This is a genomic window from Streptomyces sp. NPDC005202 (genome assembly GCF_040608235.1).
In the GTDB taxonomy this organism is placed as follows: domain Bacteria; phylum Actinomycetota; class Actinomycetes; order Streptomycetales; family Streptomycetaceae; genus Streptomyces.
On sequence record NZ_JBEXHW010000017.1, the window covers coordinates 110,725 to 134,755 of the forward strand.

General features: G+C 71.1%; 23 protein-coding genes and 2 pseudogenes. 17 read left to right on the top strand and 8 right to left on the bottom strand.

The annotated features are described in order from the left end of the window. Nucleotides 1-52: 52 nt before the first annotated feature. The 5 genes and pseudogenes from ABZV31_RS23580 (at nt 53) to ABZV31_RS23600 (ending at nt 4,998) form a co-directional block, all read left to right on the top strand. On the top strand, nt 53-601 hold the full coding sequence (locus ABZV31_RS23580; RefSeq protein ID WP_355897145.1) for an ATP-binding protein: 549 nt from the start codon (nt 53-55) through the stop codon (nt 599-601). Nucleotides 602-865: 264 nt separating this feature from the next. Then, nucleotides 866-1,574 (top strand): annotated as a pseudogene (locus ABZV31_RS23585) (LPXTG cell wall anchor domain-containing protein). A gap of 30 nt (nt 1,575-1,604) precedes the next feature. Beyond that, complete coding sequence (locus tag ABZV31_RS23590; RefSeq protein WP_355897147.1) at nt 1,605-2,534, top strand: hypothetical protein; 930 nt, start codon at nt 1,605-1,607, stop codon at nt 2,532-2,534. Then, entirely contained in the window at nt 2,531-3,616 is a 1,086-nt protein-coding gene (locus ABZV31_RS23595; RefSeq protein ID WP_355897150.1) for a hypothetical protein, read from the top strand. The genes ABZV31_RS23590 and ABZV31_RS23595 overlap by 4 nt, the downstream gene beginning before the upstream one ends. 2 nt (nt 3,617-3,618) lie before the next feature. After that, a pseudogene (locus tag ABZV31_RS23600) lies at nt 3,619-4,998 on the top strand (hypothetical protein). 118 nt (nt 4,999-5,116) lie between these two features. Here ABZV31_RS23600 and ABZV31_RS23605 read toward each other — a convergent pair. Then, the gene (locus ABZV31_RS23605) at nt 5,117-6,613 is read right to left on the bottom strand and encodes an oligopeptide:H+ symporter (protein ID WP_355897153.1); all 1,497 of its coding nucleotides are present in this window, start codon (nt 6,611-6,613) and stop codon (nt 5,117-5,119) included. 545 nt (nt 6,614-7,158) lie between these two features. Here ABZV31_RS23605 and ABZV31_RS23610 point away from each other — a divergent pair. Continuing rightward, nucleotides 7,159-7,836, top strand: coding sequence for a response regulator transcription factor (locus ABZV31_RS23610; protein WP_020940464.1), 678 nt, complete (start codon nt 7,159-7,161; stop codon nt 7,834-7,836). Between the two features lie 40 nt (nt 7,837-7,876). Beyond that, nucleotides 7,877-9,148: an ATP-binding protein gene (locus tag ABZV31_RS23615; protein WP_355897156.1), complete on the top strand. Its 1,272-nt coding sequence runs from the start codon at nt 7,877-7,879 to the stop codon at nt 9,146-9,148. Between the two features lie 69 nt (nt 9,149-9,217). Here ABZV31_RS23615 and ABZV31_RS23620 read toward each other — a convergent pair whose 3' ends face one another. Beyond that, complete coding sequence (locus ABZV31_RS23620) at nt 9,218-9,763, bottom strand: GtrA family protein (RefSeq protein WP_355897159.1); 546 nt, start codon at nt 9,761-9,763, stop codon at nt 9,218-9,220. A gap of 222 nt (nt 9,764-9,985) precedes the next feature. On the opposite strand from ABZV31_RS23620, the gene ABZV31_RS23625 reads away from it, so the two are divergent. The 3 genes from ABZV31_RS23625 to ABZV31_RS23635 all read left to right on the top strand — a co-directional run bounded on the left by ABZV31_RS23625 (nt 9,986) and on the right by ABZV31_RS23635 (nt 12,893). Beyond that, nucleotides 9,986-11,125, top strand: coding sequence for a 5-(carboxyamino)imidazole ribonucleotide synthase (locus tag ABZV31_RS23625; protein ID WP_355897162.1), 1,140 nt, complete (start codon nt 9,986-9,988; stop codon nt 11,123-11,125). A 77-nt stretch (nt 11,126-11,202) separates the two neighbouring features. Next, on the top strand, nt 11,203-11,709 hold the full coding sequence (gene purE / locus ABZV31_RS23630; RefSeq protein ID WP_355897210.1) for a 5-(carboxyamino)imidazole ribonucleotide mutase: 507 nt from the start codon (nt 11,203-11,205) through the stop codon (nt 11,707-11,709). After that, nucleotides 11,706-12,893 (top strand): dipeptidase, encoded by a 1,188-nt coding sequence (locus ABZV31_RS23635; protein WP_355897165.1) that lies wholly within the window; start codon nt 11,706-11,708, stop codon nt 12,891-12,893. The genes purE and ABZV31_RS23635 overlap by 4 nt, the downstream gene beginning before the upstream one ends. Here ABZV31_RS23635 and ABZV31_RS23640 read toward each other — a convergent pair. Next, on the bottom strand, nt 12,842-13,972 hold the full coding sequence (locus ABZV31_RS23640) for an alkene reductase (RefSeq protein ID WP_355897167.1): 1,131 nt from the start codon (nt 13,970-13,972) through the stop codon (nt 12,842-12,844). The genes ABZV31_RS23635 and ABZV31_RS23640 overlap by 52 nt on opposite strands. Before the next feature lie 65 nt (nt 13,973-14,037). Between ABZV31_RS23640 and ABZV31_RS23645 the strand changes: the two genes are divergently transcribed. Together ABZV31_RS23645 and ABZV31_RS23650 are read left to right on the top strand one after the other, a co-directional pair. Then, nucleotides 14,038-14,397: a MerR family transcriptional regulator gene (locus ABZV31_RS23645; protein ID WP_355897168.1), complete on the top strand. Its 360-nt coding sequence runs from the start codon at nt 14,038-14,040 to the stop codon at nt 14,395-14,397. 125 nt (nt 14,398-14,522) lie between these two features. Continuing rightward, the gene (locus ABZV31_RS23650; RefSeq protein ID WP_355897171.1) at nt 14,523-15,641 is read left to right on the top strand and encodes a dipeptidase; all 1,119 of its coding nucleotides are present in this window, start codon (nt 14,523-14,525) and stop codon (nt 15,639-15,641) included. A 21-nt stretch (nt 15,642-15,662) separates the two neighbouring features. Here ABZV31_RS23650 and ABZV31_RS23655 read toward each other — a convergent pair whose 3' ends face one another. Further along, nucleotides 15,663-16,055 (bottom strand): VOC family protein, encoded by a 393-nt coding sequence (locus ABZV31_RS23655; RefSeq protein WP_355897174.1) that lies wholly within the window; start codon nt 16,053-16,055, stop codon nt 15,663-15,665. A gap of 116 nt (nt 16,056-16,171) precedes the next feature. Beyond that, complete coding sequence (locus ABZV31_RS23660) at nt 16,172-16,531, bottom strand: VOC family protein (protein WP_355897177.1); 360 nt, start codon at nt 16,529-16,531, stop codon at nt 16,172-16,174. A 121-nt stretch (nt 16,532-16,652) separates the two neighbouring features. Here ABZV31_RS23660 and ABZV31_RS23665 point away from each other — a divergent pair, with 121 nt between their 5' ends. Beyond that, a complete protein-coding gene (locus ABZV31_RS23665; RefSeq protein WP_355897180.1) occupies nt 16,653-17,159 on the top strand; it encodes a CGNR zinc finger domain-containing protein in 507 nt (168 codons plus the stop codon). A 123-nt stretch (nt 17,160-17,282) separates the two neighbouring features. Here the strand turns inward: ABZV31_RS23665 and ABZV31_RS23670 are convergent, their stop codons facing one another. Next, nucleotides 17,283-18,626, bottom strand: a complete 1,344-nt coding sequence (locus ABZV31_RS23670) for a UDP-glucose/GDP-mannose dehydrogenase family protein (RefSeq protein ID WP_355897182.1) — start codon at nt 18,624-18,626, stop codon at nt 17,283-17,285. A gap of 187 nt (nt 18,627-18,813) precedes the next feature. Here ABZV31_RS23670 and ABZV31_RS23675 point away from each other — a divergent pair, with 187 nt between their 5' ends. The 3 genes from ABZV31_RS23675 (at nt 18,814) to ABZV31_RS23685 (ending at nt 21,575) form a co-directional block, all read left to right on the top strand. Then, complete coding sequence (locus tag ABZV31_RS23675) at nt 18,814-19,971, top strand: acyl-CoA dehydrogenase (protein ID WP_355897185.1); 1,158 nt, start codon at nt 18,814-18,816, stop codon at nt 19,969-19,971. Nucleotides 19,972-20,218: 247 nt separating this feature from the next. After that, nucleotides 20,219-21,043, top strand: a complete 825-nt coding sequence (locus ABZV31_RS23680) for an SAM-dependent methyltransferase (RefSeq protein ID WP_355897187.1) — start codon at nt 20,219-20,221, stop codon at nt 21,041-21,043. Nucleotides 21,044-21,212: 169 nt separating this feature from the next. Then, nucleotides 21,213-21,575 (top strand): four-helix bundle copper-binding protein, encoded by a 363-nt coding sequence (locus tag ABZV31_RS23685; RefSeq protein WP_355897190.1) that lies wholly within the window; start codon nt 21,213-21,215, stop codon nt 21,573-21,575. Nucleotides 21,576-21,642: 67 nt separating this feature from the next. On the opposite strand, the gene ABZV31_RS23690 is transcribed toward ABZV31_RS23685, so the two are convergent. Both ABZV31_RS23690 and ABZV31_RS23695 read right to left on the bottom strand, forming a co-directional pair. Next, nucleotides 21,643-21,894, bottom strand: a complete 252-nt coding sequence (locus tag ABZV31_RS23690; protein ID WP_355897193.1) for a hypothetical protein — start codon at nt 21,892-21,894, stop codon at nt 21,643-21,645. A gap of 48 nt (nt 21,895-21,942) precedes the next feature. Then, entirely contained in the window at nt 21,943-23,268 is a 1,326-nt protein-coding gene (locus ABZV31_RS23695; RefSeq protein WP_355897195.1) for an LCP family protein, read from the bottom strand. 120 nt (nt 23,269-23,388) lie between these two features. Between ABZV31_RS23695 and ABZV31_RS23700 the strand changes: the two genes are divergently transcribed. Continuing rightward, entirely contained in the window at nt 23,389-23,946 is a 558-nt protein-coding gene (locus tag ABZV31_RS23700) for an acyl-CoA thioesterase (RefSeq protein WP_355897198.1), read from the top strand. The last annotated feature ends 85 nt before the right edge of the window (nt 23,947-24,031 follow it).

Below are 24,031 nucleotides of genomic sequence, written 5' to 3' on the forward strand. Positions count from 1 at the left end.
TGTGTAGTGACTTCTGAATCGTGAACTGGTGAATCGGTGAGGTGAAGCGCTGATGAGCACCACCCGGCCTTTCTCGCCGGGCGACCGTGGCCCGGAGCCCAGCGGCGCTTCCGGGGCGTCCGAGGGGGACATGCCGGCAGCCGGAGCGTCCCCAGGGGGTGCGGCGGCCGCGCCGACGGTGTCGTCAGGGGGTCGTCAGGTCCGCAGGCTGAGCTTCGACGGCGAGAGCGGGGTCGTGCCGCTCGCCCGCGACTTCACTCGCCAGGCGCTGTACGCGTGGGGCTGGCTGCCCGCCGCGAGCGCCGACCGGCGGGCCGCCGCCGAGGACGTGCTGCTCGTCGTCTCCGAGCTGGTCACCAACGCCTGTCTGCACGCCGAGGGGCCGGACGAACTGGAGATCGCCTGCGACAACAAGGTGATTCGCATCGAGGTCTCCGACCGCGGCACCGGCCAGCCGGCCCCGCGCACCCCCCATCGCGCCGGCCGCCCCGGCGGCCACGGCATGTTCATCGTCCAGCGCCTGTGCCTCGACTGGGGCGTCGTACGCACCCCGGGCGTCGCCGGCAAGACGGTGTGGGCGGAGCTGGGGGCACCGGTGTAGAGAGACGCCGGCGTAGAGAGACGCGGCGTGGAGAGACACCGGCGTAGAGAGGCACTGGCGTAGAGAGAGGGCGGACCCTTTGGCCGGGGGTCTGCGCGGTGGCTGTTCCCCTTCCCGTGTTACCGAGGGTCACCGTTCCTTCCGAACTCCCCGTCCTGCGTGCCGGATCCCACACATCCAGGGCGCGTCGTGTCTTCCCTGGGCAAGGCCCCGGGCGTACCTTGACGGCCGATCTGATATGCCGTCAGGAATGAGGGGTGGACCGTGTCGTACCACAAACGAACCGCCGCGTTCGCGTCCGCCGCGGCCCTGGCCGGCTCGGCGGTGCTGCTGGCCGCCCCGCTGCGCGGGCCGACGTGGTCGACGTCAACTACCGGTGCCGGACGCCGATCGGCGTCAAGAGCGCCGTCTCGCCCATCGACATCAAGGGCGTCAGGAGCGGCAGCGGCTACAAGATCACCATGTCCTGGCAGAAGGGCGTCTCCTCCAGCCCGGTCGAGCTGGGCAAGGGCGCGATGAACCCGAGCGCCACCATCAAGCTGGGCGGCGCCGACAGCGGCACCACGACGGTGACGGGCCCGGCCAACCAGGCCGCGATCCCCGCCAACACCCCCATCAAGATCAACGACTTGAGCGGCACGTACAGCCGAGGAAGACCGGCAAGGTCACCTTCACGGCGGGCATCCTCACCATCAAGGCCCTCGGTACGACGACCACATGCATACCCACCAACAGCCCGGGACCGTCGCTCACCCTCGATGTCACGGCCGCGAGCGGCGGGGGCTCGTCGGGCTCGGCCTCGTCCTCGTCGCAGAGCGGCACCGGCTCCGGCTCCGGCGGACAGCTCCCGCAGACCGGCCCCGAGGACTCGGCGATCGCCCTCGGCACGCTCGGCGGCACCGTGCTCCTCGCGGGCGCGGCGGGCGCGCTGTGGCTGACACGGCGGAACCAGGCGGCCCGCGTCCGCCGCTGACAGCCGTAGGTACGACCGCTGGAGCCGCCCATGCCGCCCATGCCGCCCGGGCCGTCAACCGTCCGCGTCCTGTGCCTGTCCCTCCTCGCCCTCCTCGCCCTTCTCGCCCTGCCGGCCGCCGCTCCGGCCGCGACCGCCTCCCCCCAACTCTCGGCTGCGCACGGGCAGGGCGGACCCCCGCGCGGCTGGTCCGTGGCGCCCTCGGGCGGCGGCCGCCCGTCCTTCTACGCCGAGGGCATGCCCGGCACCGTCCTGCAGGACACGGTGTCCGTGACCAACCGGGGGACGGAGCCCGTCACCGTACGGCTGCGCGGCACCGGCGTGCCGATCACCTTCGCCCGGCCCGAGGTACGGGTGCCCGCCCGCACCCGCGCCGACGTTCCTTTCACGGTGACCGTCCCGACGGCGGCCGCGCCCGGCGACCGCCCCGGCGCGGTCACCGCGCGCGGTACGGACGGCCGGGAGGCGACCGTACGGCTCCGGCTGCGGGTCGGCGGACCGGCGCTGGCCGCGCTGACCGTCGAGCACGTTGCCGTGCGCGGCGGCCGCATCACGTACGAGCTGGTCAACCGCGGCACCACGATCCTCGCCCCGCGCCTCGCCGTGCACGCGGAGGGCGTCTTCGGCACGGTCCTCGACCGTGCCCCGCGCCCCCTGTCCGTCGTCCTGTCCCCGGGCCGCCGCATCCAGCTCAGCGAGCCGTGGCCCGACCGGCCCGCGCTGGACGCGGTCGCCGTACGGCTGACGGTGACGGCCGTGGGCGGGGCGCACGACACGGCGGACGCGTCGGCGTGGTTCGTGCCCTGGGGCTCGGTGGCCACGGGCGCGGGCGCGGCGGGTGCGGCGGCGGCAGGCGGGGCCCTGTCCGTCGTACGGCGGCGCAGGCGTCGTACGACGAACAGCGGCGACGTCGGCGAAGGACCGTACGAGCAGGTCGAGTTGACGGGAGCGGTGACGTGAGCGGCAAGGTGCGGATACCGGCGCTGGTGACGGTGCTCGCGCTGCTCCTGATGCCCCTGGCGGGCACCGCGGCGGCCGACGGGCCGGGCGTGAAGCTCTCCACGTCGCAGGCGGGGACCGGCGGTTCGATCACCGTGACCGGCACCGGCTGGCGGCCGCACACCCTGCTGATGCTGCTGATCTGCGGGCAGTCCGTGCCGTCCCGGGGTGTCATCGGCGGCACCAACTCCTGCGCCAACGGGGACGGGAGGGCCGTCACCACCGACGCCAGGGGCCGCTTCAGCCGGAAGCTGCCCGTCGCCGAGCCACCGGCGCCGTGCCCGTGCGTGGTGCACGTGGCCACGGTGACCGGCGCCAAGGCCGACGCGGACGCCATCTTCCAGGTCGCCGGGCACGCCGTCGAACCGCTGCCCGCCGAGCCGGCCGGCGGACGGCTGTCCGTCCTCACCGACACCCACCTCGACGGCGCCGGCGGACTGCTGACCTGGTTCGGGGCGCCGCCCGCCCGCACGCTCGTCTTCACCGTCGGCAACGTCGGCTCCGAAACCGTCAAGAACCCCGTCTTCCAGGTCGGCACCTCCCACGGCGTGTTCGCCCCGCAGTGGGACGACCAGCAGTGGCGCGGCACGATCGCGCCCGGCCGGAAGGCCGAGATCGGACTCCCCGTCGAACTGGCCGCCGGGGCGCACGGCGACTACAACGGCGACTACACCGTCTCCCTCAAGTACGGCGGCAAAGTCCTCGCCGAGCAGCCGTGGGGCGTGGGCCGCCCCTGGGGCGTGACCCTGTTCTGGATCCTGGTGGCCCTGGTCGTGCCGGCCGCCGTGTTCCGCGCCGGGATGGCCCTGGTGGACCGGGTACGCCCACGGCGCCCCGGCGGCGTACGGCACCGCGGGCTGCGCCTGCCCGGCCTCGCCCTGCACCTGCCGAGGTTCGGCACCACCGACAGCACCGCCACGACGACTTCGACCCTGCCGTGGTTCACCCCGGACTCCGATCCGGGCGCGGCCGGTCGGCTCTCCGCACCGCACGACGACAGCCCGACGAGTCCTACGACTCCGACCAGGAAGGGACCCACGTGAGCATGCGAAGGAGAGTCACACCGGGCGGCGGACGACGCGGAGCGGGCGCGGCGGGCGTCGCGCTGGCGCTCGGCGGCGCGGGCGTCCTGCTCGGCCTGACGGCCGGGCCTGCCCGGGCCGCCGAGGTGTCCTACAGGACCGAGTGCTCGCGCCGGCCATCTCCGGGCTGCCGCCGGTCGAGGGCACCACCAAGGTGGAGATCACCGCGCCCGCCGAGGCCAAGGTCGGCGACGAAATCCAGATCACCTGGAAGTTCCTCCAGGCCGCGTCCAAGAACCCCGACGTCCTCGACCTCGACAAGGACACCGTCAAGCCGACCGGCACCCTCAAGGCGGCCGGTGCGCAGACGGCGGACATCGCGATGGAGGGCCCGAGGTCCAACCCCGCCATCCCGAAGAACAGCGACATGAAGCTGTCCGACATGACGGGGAAGGTGAAGCTGACGGCGGCGGGCGAGGTGACGCTGACGCCGGCCGCGTACAACATCAACGTCAACAAGCCGATCTCGACGGACACCCAGTGCTCTCCGAAGGAGACGGTGCAGCCCGCTGCGACGATCAAGGTGACGGACGGGGGCGGGAGTTCCGGCGGTGGTACGTCGGGCGGCCAGCCGACCGGGTCGGCGACACCGACACCGACACCGACACCGGCACCGACGCCTGCGCCGAGCGCGAGCGAGACGTCCGGCGACAGCGGCGGGACCGGCACCGGTGGACACCGGCGGCGACACGGGTGGCGGTGGCCGGACCGACTTCACCGGCAAGGAGGTCCAGGTGCCGTACCAGTGCAAGACGCCCATCGGCGACAAGAGCGCGACCTCGCCCGTGCAGATCAACGCGAAGAAGGACGGCGGGAGTTTCGACCTCACCGTGCAGTTCAAGAAGTCGGTGATGGACAGCCCAGCGGACAACCCCAAGGGCTCCGTCAAGCCGTCGATGGAGGTCGTCCTCGGCGGCGCGGACAAGGGCACGGTGCATGTGGAGGGGCCGACGAACGCGAACGACATCAAGTCGGGCGACCCCATCGAGATCCCGGACCTGACGGGCACCTACAAACCGGGCACCGGCGGCAAGTCGACGTTGTCTCCGGGCGTCCTGACGATCAACGCCCTCGGCACCACCACCACGTGCACCCCGGCCAGGACGGAGGTCTCCCTCACCCTGGACACCACCCAGCAGGCGAACGGCGCCTCGGGCGGCGGCTCCACGTCCACGTCCGGCGGCGGTACGACGTCGGGTGGTGGTACGGCGTCGAGCGGCGGCCTGGCCCAGACGGGCGCCGACGACCACGGCGCCCTGAAGGCCCTGGGCCTGGTCGCGGGCACGGCGATCCTGCTGGGCGGCACGGTGTTCACGCTGATGCCGGGCCGCCGGACGCGCTGACGGACTCCCGGAAATCCGAAGGGCCACCGCATCCCTGGATCCCTGGATCCCTGGATCCCTGGATCCCTGGATCCCTGGGGATGCGGTGGCCCTTCGGACGCCGCCTGCGAAACGTACGTCAGTGGACGTCGCCCATGAGCTCCTTGACCTTCCTGCGGTACATCCACACCGCCGCACCCGCGATCACGGCGAGGACGGCCTCCAGAGCCACGATGCCCGTCTTGTTGAGGTCGACGCCGGCGATGGAGAGCAGACCGGTCGTGGCGTCACCGGCGGTGACGGCCAGGAACCAGACGCCCATCATCTGGGAGGCGTACTTGGCGGGCGCCATCTTCGTCGTCACCGACAGACCCACCGGGGACAGGGTCAGCTCACCGACGGTCTGCACGAAGTAGATCGCCACCAGCCACAGCGCGGCCGCCTTGTGACCGCCGTTGGCGATCGCCAGCGGGGCGAGGAAGAGGAGGAAGGAGGCGCCGATCAGGACCAGACCCATCGCGAACTTCACCGCGGTGCTCGGCTCCTTGCCGCGCCGGGCGAGCGCCAGCCACATCCAGGCGAAGACCGGGGCGAACGCCATGATCATGACCGGGTTGACCGACTGGTACCAGGAGACCGGGAAGTTCCAGCCGAAGATCGTGTTCTGCGCCGAGGAGTCGGCGAACAGCGACACCGTCGAGCCACCCTGGTCGTAGATCATCCAGAACACGGCCGCGGCGACGAAGAACCAGATGTACGCGGTCATCTTGGACTGCTCGGCGTGGTCCAGCTCCCTGTCCCGCTTGATGCGGGCGATGACCACCACAGGGATGACCAGACCGGCGAGCGTGATCGGGACCAGCAGCCAGTTCAGCGTGTAGACGCCGGAGAAGCCGACGATCGCGTAGAAGACGACCGCGACGCCCGCCCACAGGGCGGCCTTGGCCAGGGTGGCCTTCTTCTCCTCGGCCGACAGCCGGGTCGGCACGATGTCCGAGCGGGAGCTCAGGTGGCGGGTGCCGAGCAGGAACTGGGCCAGGCCCAGCGCCATGCCGAGCGCGGCGAGCGCGAAGCCGAAGTGCCAGTTGACGTTCTCACCGACGGTGCCGATGACCAGCGGCGCGGCGAAGGCACCGAGGTTGATGCCGATGTAGAAGATCGTGAAGCCACCGTCGCGGCGCGGGTCGTCCGGGCCGTCGTAGAGGTGGCCGACCATCGTGGAGATGTTGGCCTTCAGCAGACCGGAGCCGATCGCGACCAGGCCGAGGCCCGCGAAGAAGGTGCCGGCGCTGGGCAGGGCCAGCGTGAGGTGGCCGAGCATGATGATCGTGCCGGCGACGGCGACCGTCTTGCGGGGGCCGAGGACACGGTCCGCGAACCAGCCGCCCGGCAGGGCGAGCAGGTACACGAGCGACAGGTACACCGAGTAGATCGCGGTCGCGGTGGCCGCGTTCATGTGCAGGCCGCCCGGTGCCACCAGGTACAGCGGGAGCAGGGCCTTCATGCCGTAGTAGGAGAAACGCTCCCACATCTCGGTCATGAAGAGGGTGGCCAGGCCGCGGGGGTGGCCGAAGAAGGTTTTCTCGGAACCGGGGGTGCCCGGATGGACCGAGTCCTTCGTCAGGCTGGACGCCATGGTCGTTCCTTGCTGGTCGGGGCGCGTTGCGGGTGGGGCTCCCCCCTGCTCGAGCGAAGCCGAGAGCTTGGGGGAGGGCAAGCGCCCGGTGGGGGGGCCGGCACCGGCAGGACCGGTCGTCCACCCCACGCCCAGGGGGAGTCCGCTCCGGGTCACGGAGCGGCGGACGACGGCCACCGGGATCCATGCCTCTACACGCATCGATGCGTGGACGAGGCCCGGCCCTAGGTCATTCCATTCCGGGCCGGCCTGAACCGGCCCGGCACACAAAAGAGACCCTCAGCGTCAAGACGAGCGCCAAAGGTCCTCGGTGTGTTAAAGAGGCGTTCAACTCACCATACGGCAGGACACTGCCGGATATGGAAGGACTTGAGACACGGATCACAGGGAACAGGGGAACCGCGCACGCCCTTTCGAAGGTGTACTCAAGGATCGCATCCCGCGGTCATTGGTTCGTACCACCGCGCCCGAAGGTAAGAACGCCGGGCTTCGATCACACCGCGGCAGCACCCCGGCACGCGGCACGGGCGGACTACCATCACCTCATGACCCGTGTACTGCTCGCCGAGGACGACGCGTCCATCTCGGAGCCGCTGGCCCGCGCACTGCGCCGGGAAGGTTACGAGGTCGAGGTGCGTGAGGACGGACCCACCGCGCTCGACGCCGGAATGCAGGGCGGCGTCGACCTGGTCGTGCTGGACCTCGGCCTGCCCGGCATGGACGGCCTGGAGGTCGCCCGCCGGCTGCGTGCCGACGGCCACACCGTGCCCATCCTGATCCTGACCGCGCGCGCCGACGAGGTGGACACCGTCGTCGGCCTGGACGCGGGCGCCGACGACTACGTCACCAAGCCCTTCCGCCTCGCCGAACTGCTCGCCCGCGTCCGGGCCCTGCTGCGGCGTGGCGCCGCCGAGCCGCAGCAGCCGCCCGCCACGCACGGCGTGCGCATCGACGTCGAGTCGCACCGCGCGTGGATGGGCGACGAGGAACTCCAGCTCACCGCCAAGGAGTTCGACCTGCTGCGGGTGCTCGTGCGGGACGCGGGCCGGGTCGTCACCCGCGACCAGCTGATGCGCGAGGTCTGGGACACCACGTGGTGGTCGTCGACCAAGACCCTCGACATGCACATCTCCTGGCTGCGCAAGAAGCTCGGCGACGACGCGGCGAACCCCCGTTACATCGCGACCGTACGAGGCGTCGGCTTCCGCTTCGAGAAGAGCTGAGCCCGTCTCCCGTCTCCCGGGCTTCGGCAGGTAAGAGGTCATGCGCCGTCGACTGATCCAGTCCACGCTCGCCGTGGTGCTCGTCGTGATCGCCGTCTTCGGCGTCTCCCTGGTGATCGTCGAGACCCGCACGATCAGCAACAGCGCCCAAGAACGGGTGGACTCCGAGGCGCTGCGGCTGGCCAGCATCGTGGACAGCCGGCTGCTCGGCGCGGAGACCGTCAACGGGGAGATCCTCAAGGAGCAAGTCACCGAGAGCCGCTACGCCGTGGTCCGGATCCCCGGGGAGCGCAGGATCGAGATCGGCACCAAGCCGGCCGGTGACGTGATCCGCTCCACCACCAACGGGGAGGAGGGCGAGACGGTCACCGTCGAGGAGCCGCGCTCCTCGGTGACCCGCGAGGTCGGCCGGACGCTGCTGATCATCGGGCTGGTGGCGCTGCTGGCCGTGGTGGCCGCGGTGCTTCTCGCGATCCGTCAGGCCAACCGGCTCGCGTCCCCGCTGACCGACCTCGCCGAGACCGCCGAACGCCTCGGCTCCGGCGACCCGCGCCCCCGCCACAAGCGATACGGCGTGCCGGAACTGGACCGGGTCGCCGACGTCCTCGACTCCTCCGCCGAGCGCATCGCCCGCATGCTGACTGCCGAGCGGCGCCTCGCCGCCGACGCCTCCCACCAGCTGCGTACGCCGCTGACGGCCCTGTCCATGCGGCTGGAGGAGATCACCCTCACCGACGACCTGGACACGGTGAAGGAGGAGGCGACCATCGGGCTGACGCAGGTGGAGCGCCTGACGGACGTGGTGGAGCGGCTGCTGACGAACTCCCGCGACCCGCGCACCGGCTCCGCCGTCTCCTTCGACCTCGACGAGGTCATCCAGCAGCAGATCGCCGAGTGGCGCCCCGCCTACCGCAGCGCGGGCCGGGCGATCGTCAGCTCCGGCAAGCAGCACCTGCAGGCCGTGGGCACGCCGGGCGCGGTCGCGCAGGTGCTGGCCGCGCTGATCGAGAACTCCCTCATGCACGGCGGCGGCACGGTGGCGCTGCGCACCCGTGTGACCGGCAACCAGGCGGTCGTCGAGGTGACGGACGAGGGTCCCGGTGTCCCCGCCGACCTGGGCGCGCGCATCTTCGAGCGCACCATCAGCGGCCGCAACTCCACGGGCATCGGCCTCGCGGTCGCCCGTGACCTCGCGGAGGCCGACGGGGGCCGTCTGGAGCTGCTCCAGGCCCAGCCGCCGGTCTTCGGCCTGTTCCTGTCGCGCACGCCCCCGCCGAAGAAGGCGACGGACGACGCACCGACGGTTCGGTAGACGGCCGGGGAGCGCGGCGGGGAAGCGCATGCGGGAAAAGACGGCCGGGCAGCAAACAGGTGGGGAAAGCTAGCGGAAGACCTTCGGCCTCGGCTTCTTCGACTCCGCCGCCAGGATCGACTCCGCCTTCGCCACCGCCTCCCGGGCCGGCAGGGTGCGGAAGACCCAGGTGCGGTACGACCAGAAGCGGAAGAGGGTCGCGACGCCGATGCCGAGGAACTTGAAGATGTTGCTCTGCAGCGGGTTGTCCCAGCCGAAGCCGTACGTCGCCAGGTACAGCACGCCGTTCTCGATCACGAGCCCGACCACGCTGAACAGCAGGAACAGGGTGAGTTCCTTGGTGCGGCCGCTCTTGTCACGGTCCCGGTACGTGAAGTAGCGGAAGCCGATGTAGTTGAAGATGATCGCGACGACGGTCGCGATCACGCTCGCCCGCACGACCTGGAGGTGGGTCACATGCCGTACCAGGTTGAACACGAGCAGGTTGACCAGGAGCCCCGCTCCGCCCACGGCGCCGAACTTGGCGACCTCGCGCCACAGCCGGTCGACGCGCCGGCGCAGCGCGCTGCGGGGCGCCGGGGGCGCCGAATGAAGCCCTGCGGAACCACGTCCCATGGCGGTGAAGGCCCCCGTCCGTAGGTTTCGTCAACCCAGCTTTCGTCAACCCAGCCATGCTAACCAGCGGCCCGCGCTCGCGCCCGCGGACGGGCTCACAGCTTGGGAACGGGTCGGAAAGAGTCCAGGAAAAGGCAGGAAAGAGATGCCAAAACGGTCGGTAAGAGCCCTGGTGGGACACGTGGAATCCAGCCGCCGTGGCGCGGCCGATACTCTGGGAGCGTGACGTTCCCGGTAGTCGGTATGGTCGGCGGGGGCCAGCTCGCTCGTATGACACACGAGGCGGGCATCCCGTTGGGCATCAGGTTCAAGCTCCTCAGTGACACCCCTCAGGACTCCGCAGCGCAGGTCGTGAACGACGTCGTCATCGGCGACTACCGCGACCTGGAGACGCTGCGTGCCTTCGCACGGGGCTGCGACGTGATCACCTTCGATCACGAGCACGTCCCCACCGAGCACCTGCGGGCCCTGGAGGCGGACGGCATCCCCGTGCGCCCGGGCCCGGACGCGCTCGTGCACGCCCAGGACAAGGGCGTGATGCGCGCGAAGCTGGACGCGATCGGCGTGCCGTGCCCGCGGCACCGGATCGTCTCCGATCCCGAGGACGTGGCCGCCTTCGCCGCGGAGGGCGATGGATTCCCAGTGGTCCTCAAGACCGTCCGCGGCGGCTACGACGGCAAGGGCGTGTGGGTGGTCGACTCCGCCGAGGAGGCAGCCGACCCCTTCCGCGCCGGCGTCCCTGTTCTCGCTGAGGAGAAGGTCGACTTTGTCCGGGAGCTGGCCGCCAATGTCGTCCGGTCGCCGCACGGCCAGGCGGTGGCGTACCCGGTCGTGGAGTCCCGGCAGGTGAACGGCGTCTGCGACACCGTGATCGCCCCGGCCCCCGACCTGGACGAGGAGCTCGCCCTCCAGGCCGAGCAGCTGGCCCTGACCATCGCCAAGGAGCTCGGCGTCGTCGGTCACCTCGCCGTCGAGCTGTTCCAGACCCGCGACGGCCGCATCCTCGTCAACGAGCTCGCGATGCGCCCGCACAACTCGGGCCACTGGACCCAGGACGGTGCGATCACCTCCCAGTTCGCCAACCACGTCCGCGCGGTCCTCGACCTGCCGCTCGGTGACCCGCGCCCGCGCGCGAAGTGGACGGTCATGGTGAACGTCCTCGGCGGCGACTACCCGGACATGTACTCCGCGTACCTGCACTGCATGGCCCGCGACCCCCAGCTCAAGATCCACATGTACGGCAAGGACGTGAAGCCCGGCCGCAAGGTCGGTCACGTCAACACCTACGGCGACGACCTGGACGACGTGCTGGAGCGCGCCCGTCACGCTGCCGGCTACCTGAGAGGCACCATCACCGAATGAGCCCCGCCCACCCGTCGCCCGACCGCCACCCCTCGACGAGCGCTGACGCGCGCCCCTTCCCCTTGGTCGGCATCGTCATGGGGTCGGACTCCGACTGGCCCGTCATGGAGGCCGCCGCCAAGGCACTCGACGAGTTCGAGATCGCGTACGCGGTCGACGTCGTCTCCGCGCACCGCATGCCGCGCGAGATGATCACGTACGGCGAGCAGGCCGCGGACCGCGGACTGAAGGTGATCATCGCCGGGGCCGGGGGCGCCGCCCACCTGCCCGGCATGCTCGCCTCCGTCACCCCGCTGCCCGTCATCGGCGTCCCGGTGCCGCTGAAGTACCTCGACGGCATGGACTCGCTGCTGTCGATCGTGCAGATGCCGGCCGGTGTTCCCGTGGCGACCGTGTCCATCGGCGGTGCCCGCAACGCCGGTCTGCTCGCGGCCCGCATCCTCGCCGCGCACGACGAGGAACTCCTCGGCCGGATGCGGGAGTTCCAGCAGGACCTCAACGACCAGGCCACCGAGAAGGGCAAGCGGCTGCGCGCCAAGGCCGAGGGCGCGGCGGCCGGCTTCGGCTTCGGCACGGGGAAGTGACCGCGGTGAGCTCCCTGGAGGCAGCCCGCGAACTCCTGCGCGAGTTCCCGGTCGTCGACGGCCACAACGACCTGCCCTGGGCGCTGCGCGAGCAGGTCCGCTACGACCTCGACTCCCGCGACATCGCCACCCACCAGAACGCCCACCTGCACACCGACATCCCGCGCCTGCGCGCGGGCGGCGTCGGCGCGCAGTACTGGTCGGTGTACGTCCGCGCGGACCTGCCCGACCCGGTGCCGGCGACGCTGGAACAGATCGACTGCGTACGGCAGTTGGTCGCCCGCCACCCGCAGGACCTCAGGCCCGCCCTGACGGCCGCCGACATGGAGGCCGCGCGCGCGGAGGGCCGTATCGCCTCGCTCATGGGCGCCGAGGGCGGCCATTCCATCGCCGACTCCCTCGGCACGCTGCGCGGGTTGTACGCGCTCGGCGTCCGCTACATGACCCTCACCCACAACGACAACGTGGCGTGGGCGGACTCGGCGACCGACGAGCCGGGCGTCGGCGGACTGTCGGCCTTCGGCCGTGAGGTGGTCCGGGAGATGAACCGCCTCGGCATGCTGGTCGACCTGTCCCACGTGGCGGCGACGACCATGCGGGACGCGCTGGACACGACGAGCGCGCCGGTGATCTTCTCCCACTCGTCGTCGCGGGCGGTGTGCGACCACCCGCGCAACATCCCGGACGACGTGCTGGAGCGCCTGCCCGCCAACGGCGGTGTGGCGATGGTGACGTTCGTGCCGAAGTTCGTGCTCCAGGCCGCCGTCGACTGGACGGCCGCCGCGGACGAGAACATGCGCGCGCACGGCTTCCACCACCTCGACACCACCCCGGAGGCGATGAAGGTGCACCGCGCCTTCGAGGAGCGCAACCCGCGCCCGGTCGCCACGGTGGCCACGGTGGCGGACCACCTCGACCACATGCGCGAGGTCGCGGGCGTCGACCACCTCGGCATCGGCGGCGACTACGACGGCACGGCCTTCACCCCCGACGGCCTGAACGACGTCTCCGGCTACCCGAACCTGATCGCCGAGCTCATGGACCGCGGCTGGTCCCGGGCCGACCTGGCCAAGCTGACCTGGCAGAACGCGGTCCGGGTGCTGGGCGCGGCCGAGGACGTGGCCCGCGGCCTTCAGGCCACGCGCGGCCCGTCCAACGCCACCATCGAGGAGCTCGACGGCTGATCGCCGAGGGCTGGGTAGTCGGTGTACCCGGTCGCCCCGCCCACGTACATCAGGTACCGGTCCCGCACCTGGTTGAGCGGAGCGCCCAGGCGCAGCCGGGCGACCAGGTCGGGGTTGGCGAGGAACGGTCGGCCGAGGGCGATCAGGTCGGCCCCCGCCGCCAGGAGGCGGGCGGACTCGCGGCCCACGGCCTCCGTGGAGATCTCGGGCAGCACGGGGTTGGCGATCAGTGTGCCCGGCCAGTCCGCGCGGATCCGGCGGAACAGGGCGGCCTCCGGATCGGCGTGCACGATGTGCAGGTACGCGAGTCCCAGCCCGCCGAGCGCCGCGACCAGCGTCGCGTGGATCGCGTCGGTGTCGCCCTCCTCGATGCCGTTGACGGTGCTGCCGGGGGAGATGCGCACGCCCACCTGCTCGGGCCCGATCGCCGCGGCGACGGCCTCGGTCACCTCGACCACGAACCGGATCCGGCCGCTGACCGGTCCGCCGTAGGCGTCCGTGCGCCGGTTGGTGCCGCGGGCCAGGAACTGGTGCAGGAGGTGCCCGTTGGCGGCGTGCACCTCCACACCTTCGAACCCGGCGTCGCGGGCCTTGCGCGCCGCGGCCGCGAAGTCGGCGACGGTGGACCGGATCTGATCGGTCGTCATCTCGCGGGGCACGACGGCGGGCCGGTGTCCCCCGGGCGTGAAGATCGTCTCCGGGAGCGGCACGGGCGAGGGGGCGAGCGGGACCAGTCCGCTGGTGGCGGGGTGGCCGACCCGTCCGCCGTGCTGGAGTTGCAGGAACATCCGGCCTCCGGCGGCCCGCACGGCGTCGGTGACGCGCCGCCAGCCGGCCACGTGGGCCGGGGAGTGGATCGCGGTGATGTTCGGATACGTCTGTCCGACCGCGTTCGGCGTCGAGGCCTCGGCGATGATCAGTCCCGCCGAGGCGCGCTGGGCGTAGTAGGTGGCCATGATCGGGGTCGGGGTGCCGTCCGCCGCCGCCCGGTTCCTCGTCAGCGGGGCCGTCACCAGACGGTTGGGCAGGTCCACGGGGCTGACACGGGCGGGCTCGAAGAGTGCTGTCGTGGTCGTCATGCCCGTACGCTAGAACCTGACACTGATGTCAGAATCAAGTCCCGACGGCCTTGAGCGGGGTGGGCATGCGGATCGGTGAACTGGCCCGGCGCACCGGAGTGAGCGAGCGGTCGCTGCGGTACTACGAGACCCAGGGGCTGCTGACGAGCGAGCGCACGCCCGGCGGGCACCGCGAGTACCCGGAGGCGGCCGTCGACCGGGTCGTCCGGATCCAGGAACTGTTCGCGGCCGGGCTGCACAGCACGAAGATCGCGCAACTGCTGCCGTGCATGCGGGACGCAGACGGGGGACCGTCCGCCATCGCCACGCCGAAGCTGGTCGAGGACCTCGGCGCGGAGCGCGACCGCATCGACCGGATGATCGCCGACCTGGTCCGCTCCCGCGACACCCTGGACGAAGTGATCGAGGCGGCACAGGAGCGCTGACCCCGGCCCTTCGGGCCGTACCCCCGAACGCCCCACCCACCAGGAAGCCCCCTCGGCTCCGTGCGACGGTGACCGTACCGCGCTCACCACTGCGATCACGACGTGGTCCCGACGTACGGAGTGCCATGGCCGACCTCCAGGATCAACTGCACGCGCCGACCGAGGTCGACGAACTCGACGCCCTGATCGAGGGGCCCTTCCCGGCGGAGCCGTACACCCCCGTCACCGACCCCCATGCCGAACCCCTGGAGCAGGCCCACGCCCTGCTTGCCGCCCACCCCGTCGCGGACGGCTACTGCGGCCTGCCATGGGCGCTGCGGCACCTTGCCTGGTACGACCTGGAGCTGGGCGAGAGCGCCCTCGAAACGGACGTGCCCCGGCTGCGCGAGGGCCACGTCGGCGCAGTGTTCTGGTCCGCCCACCTGCCGGAGGGGCTGGCCGGCGACCGGGCCGTGGGCGCGACCCTGGAGCAGCTGGACCTGGTGAAGACGGTGGTCGACGCGCACCCCGAAGGCCTGCGGCTGGCGCACACCGCCGGGGAGGTCGCCGATGTGCGCCACTGCGGCCGCGTCGCCGTGCTGCTCGGCCCCGCCGGAGCCGCCGCGCTCGGCGACTCGCTGGGCATCCTGCGCTCCCTGCACGCCCTCGGCCTGCGCGTCCTGACGCTGTCCGGTGCCTCCTGGGCCAGCGAGGTGGGGCTGACCCGGTTCGGCGAGGAGGTGATCCGGGAGATGAACCGGCTCGGCGTCCTCGCCGACCTCTCCGGCGCCTCCGCGGAGACCACGCGCCGCGCCTTCGCGGCCTCCAAGGCGCCGGTGGTGTGCACCCGCTCCGCCGCCCTCGCCCTGCGCCCCCACCCGGCCAACCTGCCCGACGACCTGCTCGCCGAGCTGGGCGCCGCCAAGGGCCTGTGCATGGTGCCGCTCACCGCCGAGCAGACCGGCCCCTCCGTCCGGGACGTCGCCGACCACCTCGACCACGTGCGCGCGCTCGCCGGCCCCGAGTGCGTCGCGCTGTCCGGCACGTACGACGCCGGGACCGCGCACCCGCTCGAGCTCCGCGACGCCTCCGGCTACCCGCACCTGATCGCCGAACTGCTGCGCCGCGGCTGGCCGGAGTCCGACCTCGCGCTGCTCACCTGGGGCAATGTCCAGCGCGTCCTGCGCGGCGCCGACTTCACGGCTCGCGCCGCCCAGCAGCGGCGCGAGCCGTCGACGGCGAGGATCGCCGAGCTGGACGGGTAGCGCGGGTGCTCGGGCGTTCGGCTAGGGGCGCTCGATCCGGCACAGGCAGAACGGATGCCCCGCCGGATCGGCGTACACGCGGAAGTCCTTCTTCTCGCTGTCCTCCAGGTCCAGCGGGCGCGCGCCCAGCGCCAGCACCTTCTCGTGCGCCGCGTCCATCTCCTCCCAGGTCGACCCGGCGTCGAAGTCGATGTGGAACTGCTGCGAGTTCCGGTCCGCCCGCGGCCACTCCGGCGGGGCGTATCCGGGCGCCCGCTGGAAGGCGAGCCGCGGCCCGTCGGGGACCTGCAGGACGACCCAGTCGTCGTCCTCGGCGCGGGGCGTGCCACCGCCGACGCGCGCGTAGAAGCCGGCGAGCGCGCGGGGGTCGGGGCAGTCGATCACGACGGAACGGAAACGTGCCACAGCAGGCATGGGGCCTCCCGATGTCAGCAGGTGGAGAGACGCGGGCCAGCAGGTGCCTCAGAAGGCGAGAGGACGTGCCTCAGCAGGCGAGAGGAAGTGTCTCAGCAGGCGAAAAGGACGCGTCGTCAGCAGGCGCAGAGACAGAACGGGTGCCCGGCCGGATCCGCGTAAACCCGGAAGCTGCGCGAGCGGTCCTCCGCGTCCAGGGGCCTCGCCCCCAGCGCCAGCACCCCCTGCTCCGCCGCGTCGAGGTCGTCGACGGTGAGGTCCAGGTGGAACTGCTGCGAGTGGTCCGGCGCGGGCCACTTCGGCGGCACGAAGCCGGGGGCGGCCTGGAAGGCCAGCGACTGCCCGCCCGGCACCTTCAGGTCCACCCAGTCGCCCTCGCCCTCGACGGTCCCGCCGAGCACCTCGGCGTAGAAACCGGCGAGTGCGCGCGGGTCGGGGCAGTCCAGGACGACGACACCCAGCTTGGCGAGAGCCATGACTTCCTCCAGAGACAGGCGGTTACCCATAGAGGCGGGTAACCCGTAACGGTTACGGTTACTGCATGCTTACCCATTGGGGGTAACGCCGCAACCGGATGGGCGAGGTACCGTCGCTGGCATGAGTGAGAGATCGCCCGCGCCGGGGGGCCTGGCTCTGGTCGAGTCCCTGGTGAACACGCTGGACGTCGAGACGGGCACGGACTCGCTCGAGACGGCGGACGGCCGGGCGCGCTTCGGGATCCCGGAGGAGGAGCTGCCACAGGCGCGCGAGCTGCGCGAGTCACTGCGCGCCGCGCTGCTCGCCCACGCCGGCCATCCGCCGCACCGCGCGGTGACGCCGCTGGGCGAGCTGCTGGCGCGGGCTCCGCTGCTGGTGTCGGTCGACGAGCGGGACGGCTCCGCGACCCTCGCCCCCGCCGAGGCCGGCCCCCTGCTGTCCCGCGTCGCGGCGGCCGTCGCCGAGGCGCTCGTCGCGGGCACCTGGAGCCGGCTGAAGGCCTGCGAGGCGGTGACCTGCCACTGGGCGTACTACGACCGCAGCCCGGCCGGCCGCGGCCGCTGGTGCTCGATGCAGGTGTGCGGGGCGCGCGCGAAGATGCGCCGGTACCGGGCGAAGGCGCCGTGATCCACAGGGAGTTCATGGGCCACGCGGTGGCCATGTGGTGCAGAATGCAACAAGACGCCGGTTCGGCCGACTGAGCCTCGGCCGAACCGGCGTCACCCGGTACTCAAGGCGGGACGGCCCGGCTCAGGCGGTCGGACGCCCCATCGCCCGGTACGTCCACCCGGCCCGTCGCCACAGCTCCGGGTCCAGGGCGTTGCGCCCGTCGAGGACGACCCGGGCCGCCACGACCTCGCCGAGCTCGGCCGGGTCCAGCTCGCGGAACTCCCGCCACTCGGTCAGGTGCAGGACGACATCGGCGCCCCGGACGGCCTCCAGCGCGGAGTCGGCGTAGCCGAGCGTCGGGAAGATCCGGCGGGCGTTGTCCATGCCCTTGGGGTCGTACACCGTCACCTGGCCGCCCTGCAGATGTATCTGGCCGGCGACGTTGAGGGCGGGCGAGTCGCGCACGTCGTCCGAGTCGGGCTTGAACGTGGCGCCGAGCACCGCGACCCGCTTGCCGAGGAACGGCCCGCCGCCCAGCGCCTGCCGCGCGAGCTCCACCATCTGCCCGCGCTGGCGCATGTTGATGGAGTCGATCTCGCGCAGGAAGGTCAGCGCCTGGTCCGCGCCCAGCTCACCGGCGCGCGCCATGAAGGCACGGATGTCCTTGGGCAGGCAGCCGCCGCCGAAGCCGATCCCGGCCCGCAGGAACTTCTTGCCGATCCGGTCGTCGTACCCGATCGCCTCCGCCAGCTTGGCGACGTCCCCGCCCGCGGCCTCGCACACCTCCGCCATCGCGTTGATGAAGGAGATCTTGGTGGCGAGGAAGGAGTTCGCTGAGGTCTTCACCAGCTCCGCGGTCGGGAAGTCGGTGACGACGAAGGGGGTGCCCTCGGAGATCGGCGTCGCGTACACCTCGCGCAGCAGCTTCTCTGCCCGCTCGCTGCGCACGCCGACCACGATCCGGTCCGGGTGCAGCGTGTCCTCGACCGCGAAGCCCTCGCGCAGGAACTCCGGGTTCCAGGCCAGCTCGGCGTCCTCGCCGGCGGGCGCGAGCTCGACGATCGTCCGGGCCAGGCGGTCCGCGGAGCCGACCGGCACGGTCGACTTGCCGACGACGAGGGCGGGGCCGGTCAGGTGCGGGGCGAGCGAGGTGACCGCAGAGTCGACGTACGACATGTCGCAGGCGTACTCGCCGTGCTTCTGCGGAGTGTTCACGCAGATGAAATGGATGTCGCCGAACGCGGCCACCTCCGCCCAGTCCATCGTGAAGCGCAGCCGCCCGGTGGAGCCCTCGATGCCGGCCACGTGCCTGCGCAGCAGCTCCTCCAGGCCGGGCTCGTACATCGGGACCTCGCCCCGCTGAAGCATCTCGATCTTCTCGGGGACGACGTCCAGCCCCAGCACCTCGAACCCCAGCTCGGCCATGGCCGCGGCGTGCGTGGCGCCGAGATAGCCGGTGCCGATCACGGTGATCTTCAGGCTCATGGGTGCTCCAGGAGGGACGATGGTAATGCGGTGCCTGAGCATATCCGGGGCATGCACAAGGCCTTCGCCGGGCAATGTCCCCGCTGTCGCCAAGCTCACGTATCACTGGCGTAGGCAGGCCCCTAAAATTTGAGTTACTTAACGGTAATTAGCGTCATCAGTGGTCGTCTTTGGAGCGTGAGAGACCTTGGCCGGATCGGCTGACTTCGACCTGTACCGCCCGTCCGAGGAGCACGACATGCTCCGCGACGCCGTCCGCTCGCTGGCCGAGGCGAAGATCGCGCCGTACGCCGCCGCGGTGGACGAGGAGGCCCGCTTCCCGCAGGAGGCGCTCGACGCCCTGGTCGCCAACGACCTGCACGCCGTGCACGTACCCGAGGAGTACGGCGGCGCGGGCGCGGACGCGCTGGCCACGGTGATCGTGATCGAGGAGGTCGCCCGCGTCTGCGCGAGCTCCTCCCTCATCCCCGCCGTGAACAAGCTGGGCTCGCTCCCGGTGATCCTCTCCGGCTCCGAGGAGCTGAAGAAGAAGTACATGACCCCGCTCGCCAAGGGCGACGGGATGTTCTCGTACTGCCTCTCCGAGCCGGAGGCCGGCTCGGACGCGGCCGGCATGAAGACCCGCGCGGTCCGCGACGGCGACCACTGGGTCCTCAACGGCGTCAAGCGCTGGATCACCAACGCGGGCGTCTCCGAGTACTACACGGTGATGGCGGTCACCGACCCCGAGAAGCGCTCCAAGGGCATCTCCGCCTTCGTCGTCGAGAAGTCGGACGAGGGCGTCTCCTTCGGCGCCCCCGAGAAGAAGCTCGGCATCAAGGGCTCCCCGACCCGCGAGGTCTACCTGGACAACGTCCGCATCCCTGCCGACCGCATGATCGGCGAGGAGGGCACCGGCTTCGCGACGGCGATGAAGACGCTGGACCACACCCGCATCACCATCGCCGCCCAGGCCCTCGGCATCGCCCAGGGTGCCCTCGACTACGCCAAGGGCTACGTCCAGGAGCGCAAGCAGTTCGGCAAGCCGATCGCCGACTTCCAGGGCATCCAGTTCATGCTCGCCGACATGGCCATGAAGATCGAGGCCGCCCGCCAGCTGACCTACGCGGCGGCCGCCAAGTCCGAGCGCGGCGACAGCGACCTGACCTTCCACGGCGCCGCGGCCAAGTGCTTCGCCTCGGACGTCGCCATGGAGGTCACCACGGACGCGGTCCAGCTCCTCGGCGGCTACGGCTACACCCGCGACTACCCGGTCGAGCGCATGATGCGCGACGCCAAGATTACGCAGATTTATGAAGGAACGAACCAGGTCCAGCGGATCGTGATGGCCCGCAACCTGCCGTAAGCGGTAAGCGGTAAGCGGTAAGCGGTAAGCGGTAAGCCGTAAGCCGTGAGCCGTAAGCCGTAAGCGGTCGGCCTGCGCAGCCCCCGGTGGACGCCGGGGGCTGTGTTCGTACGGTTTGCGGTTGCCCGGCGTTCGTACGGTTTGCGGTTGCCCGGCCGTGGAGTTGGCCAAGTGTCAGGCAGGGTGGGTGACGTGTGTCTAGGTTGGTGCGCACCTGATCAGTGCTGCCCGAAGGAGACCAGACGCCATGTCCGACCTCTCGGAATCGCGGGACGAAGGAGTCGCGCGCACGGCACGGCTGCGGAGCGACGTGTCGCACTCGGCCCGGATCTGGAACTACTGGCTGGGCGGCAAGGACAACTACCCGGTCGATCAGCAGGTCGGCGACCAGATCCTCTCCTTCGTGCCGGAGCTGCCCCGCTCGGCGGTCGCGGACCGGCGTTTCCTGGCACGCGCGGTGCGGTTCCTCGCCGGGGAGGCCGGGGTGCGGCAGTTCCTGGACATCGGCACCGGACTGCCGACCGCCGACAACACCCACGAGGTCGCCCAGCGCGTCGATGCGTCCTGCCGGATCGTCTACGTCGACAACGACCCCCTCGTGCTCGCGCATGCCAGCGCCCTGCTCACCAGCACACCCGAAGGGGCCACCGACTACATCGACGCGGACGTGCACGACCCCGAGGCGATCCTGAGGGGTGCCGCCCGGACGCTGGACTTCGGGCGGCCGGTCGCGATCACCATGCTGGGCATCCTGAACTTCGTCCTGGACACCGACGAGGCCGTCTCCATCGTGCACCGGCTCCTGGACGCCGTACCCTCCGGCAGCCACCTCGTCGTCTCCCACCCCACCACGGAGGTCGACGGCGAGGCGATGACCCAGGCGGTGGAGTACTGGAACGGCCAGGGGTCGGCGCAGATGACCCTGCGCAGCCGCGCCGAGCTCGTCCGGCTCTTCGACCGGGTCGAGGTCCTCGAACCCGGCATCGTCTCCTGCTCCCGCTGGCGCCCCGACGACACGGACACGGCGATCGTGGACGTCACCCACTTCGGCGGTGTCGGCAGAAAGCCGTAACTCCAACGGACCTGCGGCCCGATCTCCGCAGACGGGCCCGGGAGCCGGGCACGGTGAGGCATCTGTTCCGGATTGTTCCCGTCCGCCCGATGGCGCGGGACGCCGGTCGGGCGTACGACGGAAGTACACGGGGCCCGCCCCGGCGCCCTGTCGTCCCCCAGGAGGAGCCATGACCCAGCCCAGAATGATGACCCCCATGAGCAAGGAGATGCAGGACTGCGTCGAGGCGTGCATGGCCTGCCACACCGTGTGCGAGGAGGCCATGAGCTCCTGCATGCAGATGGGCGGCCAGGCGCAGATGCAGATCATGCGCGCGCTCATGGACTGCTCCGAGATGACCCGCATGTGCGCCGACATGATGATGCGCCGCTCGCCCATGGCGCCGGAGATGTGCGCGATGTGCGCCAAGGCCTGCGACATGTGCGCCGAGGCGTGTATGTCCATGCCCGACGACAAGACGATGATGCGCTGCGCCGAGGCGTGTCGCCGCTGCGCGGAGATGTGCCGCACGATGGCGGGCGCCAGGATGTGACCTGAGCCCGACCGGTTTCAAGGGCATCCGGTGGGGTGCCCTTGATCCGTCGTACCGCCCGCGGGGGTCAGTCCTTCGTCGCCCACACCCAGGAGAAGCCGAAACCGTAGGCGCGGTCCATCAACTCCTGCACCGGATGCCGTTGCGTGCCGGTGAACCACCGGACCTGATGGACCGCCATGCGGTCGCTCGGAGCATCGAGGACGTGGCGCAGCGGCCGGCCCTCGGGGCCCGGCGGGAAGAGCATCGCCGCCGAGTCGGCGCCGAAGCCGGTCGTCGACCGCTCGAAGTTCGACGGCCCGCGCCGACGCGGGCGCATCAGCCTCCGCGACTGATCCGCCCGGCCCGCGAACGCTGCGCCCGCGGCTCAGTTGCCGGAGACGGTCACCTTCTGGTCGTTCTTCAGCTCGTCCACCAGGGTCTTCACCTTCGCCTTGTCCCAGACGAGGTTGCCGCCCGTGGAGCCGGAGATCGGCATGTTCATGGACGTGCCGTCGCCGCCGCTGACGCCCTTCATCGCCCAGAACATGGACGCCAGGTCCCACAGGCCCATGTCCTTGTCGACGATCAGGGAGTCCAGGCCCGCACCCATGGTCGGGTAGAACTTGAAGGGGTTCAGGACCGTCGACGGGGTGGCGACCTGGTGGGCCAGGGCGGAGAGGAACTTCTGCTGGTTCTTCGTGCGCTGCAGGTCGGAGGCGGCGAAGGCGTGCCGGGTGCGGACGAAGGCCAGGGCCTGCTCGCCGTTCAGCTTCTGCTTGCCCGCCTTGAAGTTCGCGCCCGAGTACTTGTCCTTGAAGCCCTTGTCGATGTCGATCGTGACACCGCCGACCGCGTCCACGATGTTCGCGAAGCCGGCGAAGCCGATCTCGACGTAGTGGTCGATGTGCAGGCCGGTGTTGTACTCGATCGTGCGCACCAGCAGGGTCGGCCCGTCCTCGGCGTACGCGGCGTTCAGCTTCACATGGCGGCCCGTGCCCTTGAAGGTCTTCCCGGACTCGGAGCCGACGTACGTCGGTATCTCCACGTCCGAGTCACGCGGCAGGGAGATCAGCGTGTCGCCGTTGTCCCCGACGTGCAGGATCATCATCGAGTCCGTCCGCTTGCCTTCGGCGGACCCGGTGTGCAGCTTCTTCTTGTCCTGGGCGGACAGCCCGGCGCGGCTGTCGGAGCCGACGATCAGGTAGTTCGTGCCCTGGCCCGCGGCCGGACGGTCGATGACCTTCGACAGGTCGACCTCGCGGTTGAGCTTGGAGTCGGCCCAGAAGTAGGTCGCCACCGACGTGACCACCATCACGGTGACCAGTGTGATCGCGGTCCACTTGATCCGGCGGCGCCAGTTCGGCGCGGGCCGCAGACCGCGGGTGTAGCCCTCACCGGGTCCGCCCGGGCCGTCCGGGCCGCCGCCGCCCGGCCGGCCGTAGACCTGGCCGGTGTTGTAGCCGCTGTCGTACCCGTTGTAGTCGCCGGCGCCGTCGTGTCCCCGGCCGTCGGCGTACGACGGCTGCGGCGGGACCCCGTACGGCGGCGCCGAGGGACCGGGGCCCCCGTAGGCGCCTTGGCCGGGCGGTGCCGCCGGGCCGCGCCGCACCTGGCGCATCACGCGCGCGCCCTCCGGCTGTGCGCCGGCACTGCCGCGTCCGTACCGGGTGCCGCGGTTGTCGTCGGACCATGCCTCGGGCCAATCGTTCATGGGCCCCAGTGTGCCGGGCGTAGCTGTGTGCCTTACAAGGGTCGTCGGAAAATAGGGGCAGCGCTGTTGCGAAGCTGACACAAAGTCCCCCCGATGTCGCCTCGGCATAAGGTGGAGGCCATGACAGACCAGGCCCCTGCCGTGGAATCCGAAACCCCGGACATCCCGGGCAAGCCGACCTCGGCGTCCCGGACCACCCTGAGCCACATCATGACCCACAACGACACCAACCTCCTGGGCACGGTGCACGGCGGTGTGATCATGAAGCTGGTCGACGACGCGGCGGGCGCCGTGGCCGGCCGGCACAGCGGCGGGCCCGCGGTCACCGCATCCATGGACGAGATGGCGTTCCTCGAGCCGGTCCGCGTCGGCGACCTGGTCCATGTGAAGGCCCAGGTCAACTGGACCGGCCGGACCTCGATGGAGGTCGGTGTGCGAGTCCTGGCCGAGCGCTGGAACGAGTCGACCCCGCCCACCCAGGTCGGCTCGGCCTACCTGGTCTTCGCCGCGGTGGACGCCGACGGCAAGCCGCGCCCGGTGCCGCCGGTCATCCCGGAGACCGAGCAGGACAAGCGGCGCTACCAGGAGGCCCAGATCCGCCGCACCCACCGCCTGGCCCGCCGCCGGGCGATCATGGAGCTGCGGGAGAAGCGGGCGGCGGAGGGCTTCGATTCCTAATGGAGATGTCAAGCGGCGGACGTGACGGGCGGTATGGGGTCGTAGCACCGTCCGTCACGCAGGAGGGCCCACATGACGTTGACCC

Excerpts from the sequence above, each read along its gene's own strand:
- ABZV31_RS23580 (WP_355897145.1), top strand. The coding sequence starts at position 53 with ATGAGCACCACCCGGCCTTTCTCGCCGGGCGACCGTGGCCCGGAGCCC.
- ABZV31_RS23590 (WP_355897147.1), top strand. The coding sequence starts at position 1,605 with ATGCCGCCCATGCCGCCCGGGCCGTCAACCGTCCGCGTCCTGTGCCTG.
- ABZV31_RS23605 (WP_355897153.1), bottom strand. The coding sequence starts at position 6,613 with ATGGCGTCCAGCCTGACGAAGGACTCGGTCCATCCGGGCACCCCCGGT.
- ABZV31_RS23610 (WP_020940464.1), top strand. The coding sequence starts at position 7,159 with ATGACCCGTGTACTGCTCGCCGAGGACGACGCGTCCATCTCGGAGCCG.
- ABZV31_RS23615 (WP_355897156.1), top strand. The coding sequence starts at position 7,877 with ATGCGCCGTCGACTGATCCAGTCCACGCTCGCCGTGGTGCTCGTCGTG.
- ABZV31_RS23620 (WP_355897159.1), bottom strand. The coding sequence starts at position 9,763 with ATGGGACGTGGTTCCGCAGGGCTTCATTCGGCGCCCCCGGCGCCCCGC.
- purE (WP_355897210.1), top strand. The coding sequence starts at position 11,203 with ATGGGGTCGGACTCCGACTGGCCCGTCATGGAGGCCGCCGCCAAGGCA.
- ABZV31_RS23640 (WP_355897167.1), bottom strand. The coding sequence starts at position 13,972 with ATGACGACCACGACAGCACTCTTCGAGCCCGCCCGTGTCAGCCCCGTG.
- ABZV31_RS23645 (WP_355897168.1), top strand. The coding sequence starts at position 14,038 with ATGCGGATCGGTGAACTGGCCCGGCGCACCGGAGTGAGCGAGCGGTCG.
- ABZV31_RS23650 (WP_355897171.1), top strand. The coding sequence starts at position 14,523 with ATGGCCGACCTCCAGGATCAACTGCACGCGCCGACCGAGGTCGACGAA.
- ABZV31_RS23655 (WP_355897174.1), bottom strand. The coding sequence starts at position 16,055 with ATGCCTGCTGTGGCACGTTTCCGTTCCGTCGTGATCGACTGCCCCGAC.
- ABZV31_RS23660 (WP_355897177.1), bottom strand. The coding sequence starts at position 16,531 with ATGGCTCTCGCCAAGCTGGGTGTCGTCGTCCTGGACTGCCCCGACCCG.
- ABZV31_RS23665 (WP_355897180.1), top strand. The coding sequence starts at position 16,653 with ATGAGTGAGAGATCGCCCGCGCCGGGGGGCCTGGCTCTGGTCGAGTCC.
- ABZV31_RS23670 (WP_355897182.1), bottom strand. The coding sequence starts at position 18,626 with ATGAGCCTGAAGATCACCGTGATCGGCACCGGCTATCTCGGCGCCACG.
- ABZV31_RS23680 (WP_355897187.1), top strand. The coding sequence starts at position 20,219 with ATGTCCGACCTCTCGGAATCGCGGGACGAAGGAGTCGCGCGCACGGCA.
- ABZV31_RS23685 (WP_355897190.1), top strand. The coding sequence starts at position 21,213 with ATGACCCAGCCCAGAATGATGACCCCCATGAGCAAGGAGATGCAGGAC.
- ABZV31_RS23690 (WP_355897193.1), bottom strand. The coding sequence starts at position 21,894 with ATGCGCCCGCGTCGGCGCGGGCCGTCGAACTTCGAGCGGTCGACGACC.
- ABZV31_RS23695 (WP_355897195.1), bottom strand. The coding sequence starts at position 23,268 with ATGAACGATTGGCCCGAGGCATGGTCCGACGACAACCGCGGCACCCGG.
- ABZV31_RS23700 (WP_355897198.1), top strand. The coding sequence starts at position 23,389 with ATGACAGACCAGGCCCCTGCCGTGGAATCCGAAACCCCGGACATCCCG.